The following is a 12282-nucleotide window of genomic DNA, read 5'->3' as shown; positions in this document are numbered from 1 at the left end:
TCCCTAAGCAAGTGATACCGGGAGAATAGACCGTCGTTTGGCGTGCGTATGTGCGGCAGCATACGCAAATGGAAAATATATCCAGTACGCAACAGCGTGGCAGGAAGACTTAAAAATTTTTCTCCAGCGCGCGGATTTCGCTGATATTGGTAAAAGTGATCACAATGCCGTCAATCACGTTTTCCTGAGTGCGATACGGCATAATTCTCGCCCTGTACCACTGATCATCCGTTGCGCGGATCAGCTTATCCTTGAAAACCAGCGTGCGAATAACTCCATAGGCATCCTGACTCAGCTCAGGGTAATCCAGATTGTTGGCGATGTCTGAAAGCGGCCTGCCAATATCGCTCTGAATAAGTTTGAACAAGGTGGTGACATGCGAAGTGAACCGTCTGACTTTCAGCCCGCCATCCAGGAAAATGGTGGCGATTTCAGTGCTGTTCAGCAAGTTCATCAAGTCATTCCTCGCCTCGGACAGGTCATCCATCTTGGATTGCAGCTCGGCGTTCACCGTCTGCAGCTCTTCATTCATCGACTGCATCTCTTCCTTTGAGGTGGTCAGCTCCTCATTGGTTGATTGCAGCTCTTCATTCATCGATTGCAACTCTTCGTTGGCGGACTTCAACTCCTCCATCGAGCAGCGCATTTCCTCATGCATGGCCTGCAATGATTCGCGCGCCTGCTGCAGATCGCGTTCTAGCTGTTGGTGCTCATCTCGCGAAACCACCCCGCCTTTCCTTCTCGGCGATTTGTTTTGGACAACATCGTGAAACACGATCAACACCTGGCCTCGCAGCGCCTCCGGAGCCTGGAGGGCATGGATGGTTACATTTACCACTTTATGCCCATTGCCGTCCTCAATGGGGACTCCCTTGATCTGAATCGGAAGCGGGTTCTGTAACGCCCTTTTCACCGCGCCGGTCAACGCCTCTCTCAGGCCAGGCCTGGCCATGGCGTGAATATTGATGTTGACCTTGCCGGCTGCGGGCTCCAGGTATGATCCCGTGCGGCCGCTAATATAGATTATATCCCCTTCGGCATTCACCAAAACTGCAGCCGGGGCATAATTCTGCTGAATCAGGCTATCTATTTGCGGACCAATGCTTTCAGTCAAAGCGGCCTCTTTGGAAAATGCCGGCGTGACGCTCATATTATTCTTCTCCAGCGATTTGCTTGGGAAAATCAGTTCGGACGATGCTGAAGCCTGATTGAGCCTCCCCAAAAGGCGTATCTTGTTTTTTATTGGAAAGAAGAGTTGTGACAGCTGCCCGATGGACTCTGCATTGCCAAGCATCAGAATGCCATTTTGATTCAATGCATAATGAAATAATAATAGCAGTCTCTTCTGCAGTTTGGCATCGAAATATATCAAAAGATTTCTGCAGGATAACAAATCCAACTTGGTGAATGGCGGGTCTGAAATTACATTCTGCGTGGCAAATACAATGCAATCTCGAATTTCTTTTTTGATCCGATACTCGCCGCCCTCTTCCACGAAGTAACGCGCCAGATAGTCAGGGGAAATATCAGATTTTATCTTGTTGCTGAAAATCCCCTTTCTAGCCCGGAGAATCGCCTCGGGGTCCAGATCAGTTGCATAGACTTGCAGCGAGAACTTGTCATCCAGGTTAAGCGCCCTGGATGCTTCTTTGTAAGATATCACCAGGGAATAGGCTTCTTCGCCACTCGAGCAACCAACCACCCAGGCGCGCAGCTTGCGGCCGTTTGGATATCGAGAAAAAAGGGTGGGGAAAGCATCGTCGCGCAGGCACTGCCATATTTCCGGATCGCGGAAGAAATTGGTCACCCCAATCAGCAACTCTTTGTGCAGCAAGACCAGTTCTTGCGGGTTGGCTCCCAGGTAGCTTGCATACTCGGCGATATTATCCATCTTGTGGACGGCAATGCGCCTTTCAATGCGCCGTGTCAGCGTATTGATTTTGTAGTGAGAAAAGTCGGCATGGCAGTGCTCGAGCAGAAGCGCGATGATTTTCCTATAGTATTCCTGGCTGTCCAGCACGATGACTGATGGGGATTCGGTCTTTTTCATTGCGTATTTCAGATAATGGATGAGTAGCGCCGGCAGCCTCTCTGGCGGCGCTATGATCTGCACGCACCCTGAAGCGATAGCGGCAAGCGGCATGCTATCGAAGCCCGCGGTGGCTGGCTCTTGCGCAAGGCACAGTCCACCGGCCTCGCGGATGGACTGGAGGCCCTGAGCGCCGTCGGAGCCCATGCCGGACAGGACAATGCCCACCGCCCTTTCCCGCAGTCCCTGCGCCAGTTTTTGAAAGAACAAATCGATAGGCAAACGCAATCCGGCGCTTTCTTCCACGCTCAGACGCAAGCGGCCATCTTTCAGGAAGACGTTTTGACGCGGCGGCGCGATGTAAACATGGTTGGGCAATAGCTGCAGGCCTTCCGCCGCTTCCAGCACATCCATCCGGGTGTGATTCCGCAGGATGTCCGCCAGAATGCTGATATGCGTAGAGGTGGGCGCCAAGTGCTGGACAACGATGAACGCCAGCCCGCTTTTATCTGGAACGCAGGTGAAAAAATTTTTCAGCGCCTCCAGCCCTCCCGCAGAGCAGCCAATGCCGACAACCGGGAAGCCGATCAGTTCGCGGCCGGGTTGCGGCAATGCGATCTGCATCGCTGTATTCATGGCTCCGCCATCATCGGGGCTATGCACTTATTCTTGCTGAGCCAAGCGGTCCAGCATCTCGGCTTCCGCGCGCTTGATCTTGCTGAAATCAGTCAATGTCAAGCGTACTATCACCCCCATTCCCACCACGTACTTTCTCTGGCAGTCGATGTGAAACACGCCTGTATGATGAAAAGAGCGGACATTCAATGCCAGGATGATGCTTTCCCCATTATTTTCCTTGTCATACAGCGCCCGTTCAAAAAATAGACTCCATCGATTTTGGTCGCCGCTCGCAACAAAACGAGAGAAAAGTGCGCCGACGACTTTCTCTTTGCTGATACCTAGTGACTCGATTGCGGTTTTATTGACCTCAGTTATCATGCCCCTAGCATCAACGGTAATGAGGCCGGCAGACGCGGTCTCGTAAAAATCGACATACTGATCGCGTATTTGCTCCACGAAGGCATTGTTATTCTGCAGCTCTATGAGCTGCGCTTCCAACTCGATTTTGTGGATCAGCAACTCATGCATCAGCATCCCGGCAGGCTCGGTGCCGGGGCCGTCGAAAAACAAGCCCTCCACCATGGCTTCCGCGCTTTTCCGCTGCGCGGCCCGCCGTTTTACCCCATTCGATGATTTTTTCATTGCGTGGATAACCTTTGGGAGTGTTGCATGCATGGAGGCTGCCCAGCCTGCCAAGGAAACGGCTTGTAGCCATGGGACAAGAAATTGTGCTGAGCTTTAGGCTGAAGGATGAATTTCAATGCGCCATGAAATCCATTCAATTATAGACCCGCGTCACGCCAACGTCATTCCGATGCGCATTTCCTTGCCTGCCAGCCGGCCATTTTACTCGGGAAGGACGGAAAATACGCCAAGAAGAATATGGAGCATGGTAGCACGGCTGCCGTAGCTGGCTTTCATGCGGCCAAGAAAAAAACGCCGCCCACCCTTGGGGCGGACGGCGTTATTCGACGCCTCGAGGCAATCAGGCCTTGCTGGCGGCCAGCTCCTGATATTCGGCGATCTGGTCGAAGTTCAGGTACTGGTAAACTTCGGCGCTCTTCTCGTTGATGATGCCGATATTGGCCTGGTATTCCTCCACGGTCGGGATCTTGCCCAGCTTGGAGCAGATCGCGGCCAGTTCCGCCGAGCCCAGGAACACGTTGGAGTTTTTGCCCAGGCGGTTCGGGAAGTTGCGGGTGGAGGTGGACATCACGGTCGCGCCTTCGCGCACCTGCGCCTGGTTGCCCATGCACAGCGAGCAGCCCGGCATTTCCATGCGGGCGCCGGCGCGGCCCAGCACGCCGTAGTGGCCCTCTTCGGTCAGCTGCTTGGCGTCCATCTTGGTCGGCGGAGCGACCCACAGCTTGACCGGAATGTCGGCCTTGCCTTCCAGCAGTTTGGAGGCGGCGCGGAAGTGGCCGATATTGGTCATGCACGAACCGATGAATACTTCGTCGATCTTGGTGCCGGCCACTTCGGACATGAATTTCACGTCGTCCGGGTCGTTCGGGCAGGCGACGATCGGCTCTTTCACATCGGCCAGGTCGATGTCGATCACAGCGGCGTATTCGGCGTCGACGTCGCCCTTCAGCAACTGGCCGTTGGCGATCCACTCTTCCATCGACTTGATGCGGCGCTCCAGCGTGCGCGCGTCCTGATAGCCGTCGGCGATCATGGTCTTCATCAACGTGATGTTGGAGCGCATGTACTCGGCGATCGGCTCCTTGTTCAGGTGCACGGTGCAGCCGGCGGCGGAGCGCTCAGCCGAGGCATCGGTCAGCTCGAACGCCTGCTCGACCTTCAGATCAGGCAGGCCTTCGATTTCCAGGATGCGGCCGGAGAAGATGTTCTTCTTGCCGGCTTTGGCCACGGTCAGCAGGCCTTGCTTGATCGCGTACAGCGGGATGGCGTTGACCAGGTCGCGCAGGGTCACGCCCGGCTGCAGCTTGCCCTTGAAGCGCACCAGCACCGATTCCGGCATGTCCAGCGGCATCACGCCGGTGGCGGCGGCGAAGGCCACCAGGCCGGAGCCGGCCGGGAAGGAGATGCCGATCGGGAAACGGGTATGACTGTCGCCGCCGGTGCCGACGGTGTCGGGCAGCAGCAGGCGGTTCAGCCAGCTGTGGATCACGCCGTCGCCCGGGCGCAGCGAAACGCCGCCGCGGGTGGAGATGAAGGCCGGCAGCTCCTTGTGCATCTTCACATCCACCGGCTTGGGGTAAGCGGCGGTGTGGCAGAACGATTGCATCACCAGGTCGGCGGAGAAGCCCAGGCAGGCCAGGTCTTTCAGCTCGTCGCGGGTCATCGGGCCGGTGGTGTCCTGCGAGCCGACGGTGGTCATCTTCGGTTCGCAGTAGGTGCCCGGGCGCACGCCTTTGCCTTCCGGCAGGCCACAGGCGCGGCCGACCATCTTCTGGCCCAGGCTAAAGCCTTTGCCGGAATCGACCGGCGCCTTGGGCAGGCGGAACACGGTGGAGGCCGGCAGGCCCAGCGCTTCGCGCGCCTTGGAGGTCAGGCCGCGGCCGATGATCAGGTTGATGCGGCCGCCGGCGCGCACTTCGTCCAGGATCACTTCGGACTTCAGCTTGAATTCGGAGACGACAGCGCCGTTCTTCTCGATCTTGCCGGCGTACGGGTAGACGTCGATCACGTCGCCCATTTCCAGCTTGGACACGTCCACTTCGATCGGCAGCGAGCCGGAGTCTTCCTGGGTATTGAAGAAGATGGGAGCGATCTTGCCGCCCAGGGTCACGCCGCCGAAGCGCTTGTTCGGCACAAACGGGATGTCCTGGCCGGTGGCCCATACCACGGAGTTGGTGGCGGACTTGCGCGAGGAGCCGGTGCCGACCACGTCGCCGACGTAGGCGACCAGGTGGCCCTTCTTCTTCAGATCGTCGATGAATTGCATCGGGCCGCGCTTGCCGTCTTCTTCCGGCTTGAAGGCCGCGTCGGCGCGGGTGTTCTTCAGCATCGCCAGGTAATGCAGCGGGATGTCCGGGCGGCTCCAGGCGTCCGGGGCCGGCGACAGGTCGTCGGTATTGGTTTCGCCCGGCACCTTGAATACGGTGACGGTGATTTTCTGCGCCACTTCCGGGCGACTGGTGAACCACTCGGCGTTGGCCCAGGACTCGACCACTTCCTTGGCGACGGCGTTGCCCTTGTCCATCTTTTCCTTCACATCGTGGAAGGAATCGAACATCAGCAGGGTTTTCTTCAGGCCGGCGGCCGCGATTTTGGCGACGGACGGATCGTCCAGCAGATCGACCAGCGGCTTGATGTTGTAGCCGCCCAGCATGGTGCCGAGAAGCTCGGTGGCCAGCTCGCGCGAAACCAGCGGCGACTTCACGCCGCCTTCGGCGACGGCGGCCAGGAAGGAGGCTTTGACCTTGGCGGCGTCGTCCACGCCCGGCGGCACGCGGTGGGTGATCAGGTCGACCAGGATGCTCTCTTCGCCCTTGGGCGGATTTTTCAGCAGTTCGACCAGTTCTTCGACCTGCTTGGCGGACAGCGGCAGGGGCGGAATGCCCAGCGCGGCGCGCTCGGCTACGTGCTGACGGTAAGCTTCTAGCATGACTCGGGACCTTCTTGGCTTTAGGTTGTCGCAGGCCTGGCGGCGTGCCGCCAGTCTCCACTTGCTGGGTCTGCATCGCTCCGCGCGCTTCGCGCCGGAATATGCACTTTGTAGTGACTGAAGATTACGCTTTTCGGCGCTTGCATACAAACGAGTAATCGCAACATGGATTGTGAGATAAAATCACAACATGAGCACTTATCCTCCTCTTAACTCATTGCGCATTTTCGAGGCCGCGGCAAGGCTGGAAAGCTTTTCCGCCGCGGCGGGCGAACTCTTCGTCACTCATGGCGCTGTGAGCAAACAGATTAAGCAGCTGGAAGATTGGCTGGGCGTGCCGCTGTTCGAGCGCAGCGGCGGCCGCGTCAGGCTGACCGACGCTGGTTGGCGCTATCTGGTGCAGGTGCAGGACGGCCTTGACCTGATCGCCAATGCCACCGCTCAACTGTTGCAACCCAACCGCCAGCGGCGGCTATCCATCAATTCCACGCCCACTTTCGCCGCCTACTGGCTGCTGCCCAGGCTGGAGCGCTTTCGCGAGCGCTTTCCCGACCTTGAGCTGCATCTGGCCACTTCGGACCGCGATCTGAGCCGGCTGGATTCGCCGTTCGACATCGCCATCCGCCGCGGTCCCGGCGATTGGCCCGGCCACATCGCCAAGCCATTCCTGAAGGAATGGGAGCTGCCGTTGTGCAGCCCGGCGCTGCTGGACACGCTGCCGCTGAATCGTCCGGATGACCTCACCACCCATACGCTGCTGCACGCGGACACTCGCCCCACGGCCTGGCCGCGCTGGCTGACGCTGGCAGGCGTTCCCGAACTGAAGCCGGCCAGCAGCATGCATTTCGACAAGTTCTCCCTGGCGCTGCAGGCCGCGATAGATGGACTGGGCGTGGTGCTGGGGCCCATGCCGATGGCGCAGGCGCTGATAGACGCGGGCCGGCTGGTGTCTCCGCTGCCGGCGCCGGTGGTGACGGTGCGCGACTATTGCTGGGTGGCGCCGCGCATGTCGGCGGAGGATGCCGCCGTGGCGACCTTCTGCCGCTGGCTGGAAAGCGAAGCGGACAAGGCCGGAACTTCCCCGCGCTGAGCCCGGGCTTGCCTCTGCATCGTTTCGGCCAGTACAATCGGCGCAAGCGGAGATGGCATGCCTCCCGTAACCGCCTCGCAAAGAGGCTGATGATGCCTACAGTATTCCTGGACCGGGAAGCTGTAGGCCTGCGCCTCAAAGCATGCCCGTCCAGGCGATTGCCATCACAACGCATTGGACGCCCATGAAATACCCTCTTCTTCCGGAAAGATTTTCCACCCTGCCCCATATCGGGAAATGGCTGCTTTTGTCCGCGCTGGTCGCCGCGCTGACTGGCAGCGCCTCCGCCCTGTTTCTGTTTTCGCTGGATTGGGCCACGCAAACCCGCCTGAGCCACCCCTGGCTGATCTGGCTGCTGCCGCTAGCCGGCTTCATGGTCGGCTTGGCCTACTGGCGGCTGGGGCGCGAGGTGGAGGCCGGCAATAATCTGTTGATCGACGAGATTCACGATTCGAAAAAAACCATTCCGTTGCGGATGGCGCCGCTGGTGCTGATCGGCACCGTCGCCACTCATTTGTGCGGCGGCTCGGCCGGCCGGGAAGGCACTGCGGTGCAGATGGGCGGCGCGCTGGCCGACCAGGTGCACAAATGGCTGCCCTTGCGGCGGGAGGACCGTCGCATCCTGTTGATGGCCGGGATCAGCGCCGGCTTCGCCTCGGTGTTCGGCACGCCGCTCGCCGGCGCGATCTTCGGCCTGGAGGTGCTCGCCATCGGCCGTCTGCGCTACGACGCGATTTTGCCCTGCCTGGCGGCTGCCATTCTCGGCGACCAGATCGGGCAGCTCTGGGGCGTGCATCACACGCACTACCGGATTCCTTTCATTCCAGCGGCCAGCGCTTGGGGGCTGGGCGCTGCGGTGCTGGCCGGCGCCGCCTTCGGACTGGTCGGCAAGCTGTTCGCCGAGTCCGTTCATGGCTTGGCCAGCGGCTTCAAGCGCTTCATCGCCTTCGCGCCGCTGCGGCCGCTGATCGGCGGCGGCGCGGTCGCGATCGCAGCCTCGCTGATGGACGCGCAGGCCTATCTGGGCCTGGGCATCCCCACCATCGTGTCCGCCTTCCAGCAGCCGCTGCCGGCGTACGACTTCGCTGGCAAGCTGGCGTTCACCGTGGCGACGCTGGGTTCCGGCTTCAAGGGCGGAGAAGTCACGCCGCTGTTCTACATCGGCGCCGCGCTGGGCAACGCGCTGGCGCCGTGGCTGCATCTGCCCTTCCCCTTGCTGGCTGGCATGGGCTTCGTTGCGGTGTTCGCCGGCGCGGCCAATACGCCGCTGGCCTCCACGGTGATGGCGATGGAGCTGTTCGGGCCGGAAATCGGCGTCTACGCCGGGTTGGCCTGTGTGGTCAGCTATTTATGCTCGGGACACTCCGGCATCTACCGCGCGCAGCGGGTGGGCGTTGCCAAGCGGCGCGGCGTGCCGGAGAACATCCGGCTGGCGGAATGGCCGGCATTGCGCCGCGCCGCCAGCCAGAAGGCGCGCGCGTCCGAGCGCGGCGCCGGTTAGCGCGCCGGTCCGGGAGGCAGGCCGATCAGCTTCACTTCCATCGGCGCGGTGTCCCGCGGCAGCCACTTGTTATAGGTGCGCTTGTAGGTGCCGTCTTTCTTGATCGCCGCGAAGCCGTCCTGCCAGCGCTTGACCTCGTCTGCAGGCGTGCCGCGGGAAAAGGCCAGGTAAAGTTCCAGCGACTCCAGCACGCGCACCACCTCCACCGAATCGGCCGGCTGATGGATGTCCTTGAGCACGGAGGCGACGACGAAACCACCCTCCACCCACATGTCATACCTGCCCATCAACATCTTTTGCGCGGTCACCTGGGGGGTCGGAGCCAGGTCCACCTCGACGAAGCCTGCGGCGGAGGCCGCGTCGGCGAAGATGCTGCCGCGGTAAGCGCCAACCGGACGCTGGTAGATGCCGGCGCCCAGCGCCAACAATTTGGATGCCTCTCCCTTGCGCGCCAACAGCACGGTTTGCGACACCGCGATCGGCCCCAGCAGCGTCATCTGCTTCTCCCGCGCCTCGCTGCGGCCGACGGTAAACAGCATTACGCCGGGACTGGTCAGCAGCTCCTTGTAGCCGCGCGCCCAAGGCACCACGTCGATCGGGCTGTTGTCGTGGATGCGCGCCTGGATCTCGCGCACCACCTCTACCGCCATTCCGTCGGCGATGCCATTGCGTTGGAAGGTGATGGGCGGCCACTCCTCGGTGTAAATGGTGATCGCCGGCGCCCGGGCCGACCAGGCGGACAGGCTGAACAGCAACAGGACAAGGGCGCGGACCGGCATGGCATTCTCCTACGTATAACTATCATTTTCTTGATAGCCGCTGGCCGCCCTGGCTGCCGGCTTATTCGTTATAATGCCGCGTTGTGCCGTCAATCCGACGGCATTATCATTCGCGCACCTACCCAGCCTAAGGAACGTCATGAGCCGCATCACCCTCTCCCGTTTTCTGATCGAACAACAGCGCAAGGCGGGCACGCTGCCGCCGGAATTGCGTCTGCTGATCGAAACCGTGGGCCGCGCCTGCAAGGCCATCAGCTATTCGGTGAACAAGGGCGCGCTGGCCGACGTGCTGGGCGAAGCCGGCACCGGCAACATTCAGGGCGAGGCGCAGAAGAAGCTGGACGTGATCGCCAACGACTTCCTGCTGGACGCCAACGAATGGGGCGGCAGCCTGGCCGCCATGGCGTCGGAAGAGATGGAGCTGCCTTACCACATCCCGGGTGAATACCCGAAGGGCGAATACCTGTTGATGTTCGACCCGCTGGACGGCTCGTCCAACATCGACGTCAACATATCGGTCGGCACCATTTTCTCCATCCTGCGCTGCCCCGAGGGCGTGACGCAGCCGACCGAGGCTGACTTCCTGCAGCCCGGCACCCACCAAGTCGCCGCCGGCTATACCGTCTACGGCCCGCAAACCATGCTGGTGCTGACCTTCGGCAGCGGCGTGCACGGCTTCACGCTGGACCGCGAGCACGGCTCCTTCGTGCTGACCCATCCGGACATGAAAGTGCCGGAACGCACCGCCGAATTCGCGATCAACATGTCCAATATGCGCCACTGGGAAGCGCCGGTGCGCCGCTACGTGGAAGAGATGCTGGCCGGCGCGACCGGTCCGCGCGGCCGCGATTTCAATATGCGCTGGGTGGCGTCGATGGTGGCCGAGGTGCATCGCATCATCACCCGCGGCGGCATTTTCATGTATCCGAAGGACGCGCGCGATCCGTCCAAGGCCGGCAAGCTGCGCCTGATGTACGAAGGCAATCCGATGGCCTTCATCATCGAGCAGGCCGGCGGCGTCGCCACCAACGGCCATCAGCGCATCATGGACATCCAACCGACCAAGCTGCACGAGCGCGTAGCGGTGTTTCTGGGTTCCAAGGAAGAGGTGGATCTGGTGACGCGCTACCACGCCGAGCAGCAATAAGCGCCAACTTCGCTCGAAAAAGCCCGCGTTCTGCGGGCTTTTTCTTTGACTCAGTCGAACAGCGATCCCTGCTGGGGCGGATTCGGAATTTCGCCTTCCGCGCGCATCCTCTCGGCGGCGAAGAGCTGCAGAAATGCCCTGGCCTGCTCGGGATTGCGGCAGTGCAGCCACTCCTGGTGCAACGCCGCGGGGATGATGACCAGCGAGCGCTTTTCGTCGCCCGGCCGGTGCATGCGGCCCATCACCCCGTGGCCGTCGGCGTTGATGGTGATCTGGGTGAAGGCCAGGCTGATCGAGCCGTCCGCCTCGCGCCATTCCCGCCACAGGCCAGCCACCGCGAACGGCGCGCCATCGGCCATGCCGATCTTGGTGCGCACCGCCCGCCCGCTCTCGTAGCAGGGTTCGTAGAAGGCTTGCATCGGCACCAGGCACAGCTGGCAGTTGCGCCAGGCGTCGCGGTAGCTGCGCAGTTGGCCTATGGTTTCGGCGCGCGCGTTCATGGTGCTCAGCCGCACGCCTTCAGGCAGGTGGCGTTTGGGGATGAAACCGTAGCTGGCCATTCGCAGCCCGTCGCGGGTCAGGATGGGCGCCAGATAGTCTTGCCAGGTTTCATCCTGCCATTGCCATTCGCCCGGATCGCAGCCGAACCATTCGCGCAGCTGGCCGCGGCTGGGCGGGGTGAAATTGACGCACATGTTCTCTTTGCCGGATTTTGTGGCACACAATGATACCGCGCCGACGACTGCCGGGCGATGCTTGGTCAGAGAGCCTCTTTGGAAAGTCATGACATGCCCCCATGTCATTCCTTCCACTCCCAAGCCAGGAAGCGAACGATGATAGACCTCTATTACTGGACCACGCCCAACGGCCACAAGATCACCATCTTCCTTGAAGAGGCCGGCCTGCCCTACCGTATCGAGCCGGTCAACATCGCCACCGGAGATCAATTCAAGCCGGATTTCCTGCGAATCGCGCCCAACAACCGCATTCCGGCCATCGTGGACCATGCGCCGCAGGGCGGCGGCGAGCCGATCAGCCTGTTCGAATCCGGCGCCATCCTGCTGTATCTGGCCGACAAGACCGGGCGCTTCATTCCGCAAGATTTGCGCGGCCGCAACGAGGCATTGCAGTGGCTGTTCTGGCAGATGGGCGGCCTGGGACCGATGGCGGGCCAGAACCACCATTTTTCCCAGTACGCGCCGGAGAAGCTGCCGTACGCGATAGACCGTTACGTGCGCGAAACCGCCCGCCTCTATCGCGTGCTGGACACGCATCTGTCCGATGGCCGCGATTTCATCGCCGGAGAATACTCGATCGCCGACATGGCAAGCTATCCGTGGATCGTGCCGTATCAGCGCCAGCAACAGAATCTGGACGATTTTCCGTCTCTCAAGCGCTGGTTCGACCGCATCGCCGAACGGCCCGCCGTGAAACGCGCCTACGCGCTGGCGGAAACCATCAATACGGCGCCCTCGGTCACCGACGCCTCGCGCGCCATTCTGTTCGGCCAGGACGGCAAGCCGCGAGGCGGCTGAGCCTGA

General features: G+C 60.9%; 9 protein-coding genes and 1 riboswitch. Of the genes, 4 read left to right on the top strand and 5 right to left on the bottom strand.

Going from position 1 to position 12282, the window contains the following annotated elements; genetic code table 11:
- Window positions 1-109: 109 nt before the first annotated feature.
- The 3 genes from BKX93_RS02670 to acnB all read right to left on the bottom strand — a co-directional run bounded on the left by BKX93_RS02670 (window position 110) and on the right by acnB (window position 6224).
- A complete protein-coding gene (locus tag BKX93_RS02670) occupies window positions 110-2653 on the bottom strand; it encodes a chemotaxis protein CheB (RefSeq protein ID WP_222103280.1) in 2544 nt (847 codons plus the stop codon).
- Window positions 2654-2692: 39 nt separating this feature from the next.
- Window positions 2693-3325 carry a PAS domain S-box protein gene (locus BKX93_RS02665; RefSeq protein ID WP_083340406.1) on the bottom strand — a complete coding sequence of 211 codons (633 nt, stop codon included), beginning with the start codon at window positions 3323-3325 and terminating at the stop codon, window positions 2693-2695.
- A gap of 310 nt (window positions 3326-3635) precedes the next feature.
- Window positions 3636-6224: a bifunctional aconitate hydratase 2/2-methylisocitrate dehydratase gene (acnB, locus tag BKX93_RS02660; RefSeq protein ID WP_070978598.1), complete on the bottom strand. Its 2589-nt coding sequence runs from the start codon at window positions 6222-6224 to the stop codon at window positions 3636-3638.
- 190 nt (window positions 6225-6414) lie between these two features.
- On the opposite strand from acnB, the gene gcvA reads away from it, so the two are divergent.
- Both gcvA and BKX93_RS02650 read left to right on the top strand, forming a co-directional pair.
- Entirely contained in the window at window positions 6415-7314 is a 900-nt protein-coding gene (gcvA, locus tag BKX93_RS02655) for a transcriptional regulator GcvA (RefSeq protein WP_046158117.1), read from the top strand.
- Window positions 7315-7353: 39 nt separating this feature from the next.
- A riboswitch (Fluoride riboswitch) is annotated at window positions 7354-7420 on the top strand.
- Between the two features lie 78 nt (window positions 7421-7498).
- Window positions 7499-8815: a voltage-gated chloride channel family protein gene (locus BKX93_RS02650; protein ID WP_070978596.1), complete on the top strand. Its 1317-nt coding sequence runs from the start codon at window positions 7499-7501 to the stop codon at window positions 8813-8815.
- Here BKX93_RS02650 and BKX93_RS02645 read toward each other — a convergent pair.
- On the bottom strand, window positions 8812-9594 hold the full coding sequence (locus tag BKX93_RS02645) for a substrate-binding periplasmic protein (RefSeq protein ID WP_052717341.1): 783 nt from the start codon (window positions 9592-9594) through the stop codon (window positions 8812-8814). The genes BKX93_RS02650 and BKX93_RS02645 overlap by 4 nt on opposite strands.
- A 139-nt stretch (window positions 9595-9733) precedes the next feature.
- Here BKX93_RS02645 and BKX93_RS02640 point away from each other — a divergent pair, with 139 nt between their 5' ends.
- Complete coding sequence (locus tag BKX93_RS02640) at window positions 9734-10741, top strand: class 1 fructose-bisphosphatase (RefSeq protein WP_070978594.1); 1008 nt, start codon at window positions 9734-9736, stop codon at window positions 10739-10741.
- Between the two features lie 50 nt (window positions 10742-10791).
- Here the strand turns inward: BKX93_RS02640 and BKX93_RS02635 are convergent, their stop codons facing one another.
- Window positions 10792-11436 carry an SOS response-associated peptidase gene (locus BKX93_RS02635; RefSeq protein WP_046166680.1) on the bottom strand — a complete coding sequence of 215 codons (645 nt, stop codon included), beginning with the start codon at window positions 11434-11436 and terminating at the stop codon, window positions 10792-10794.
- A gap of 138 nt (window positions 11437-11574) precedes the next feature.
- Between BKX93_RS02635 and BKX93_RS02630 the strand changes: the two genes are divergently transcribed.
- Window positions 11575-12276, top strand: a complete 702-nt coding sequence (locus BKX93_RS02630) for a glutathione binding-like protein (protein WP_070978593.1) — start codon at window positions 11575-11577, stop codon at window positions 12274-12276.
- The last annotated feature ends 6 nt before the right edge of the window (window positions 12277-12282 follow it).

It is taken from the genome of Chromobacterium vaccinii, from assembly GCF_001855275.1.
Taxonomy (GTDB): domain Bacteria; phylum Pseudomonadota; class Gammaproteobacteria; order Burkholderiales; family Chromobacteriaceae; genus Chromobacterium; species Chromobacterium vaccinii.
This window is presented reverse-complemented; position numbering and strand designations above follow the sequence as displayed.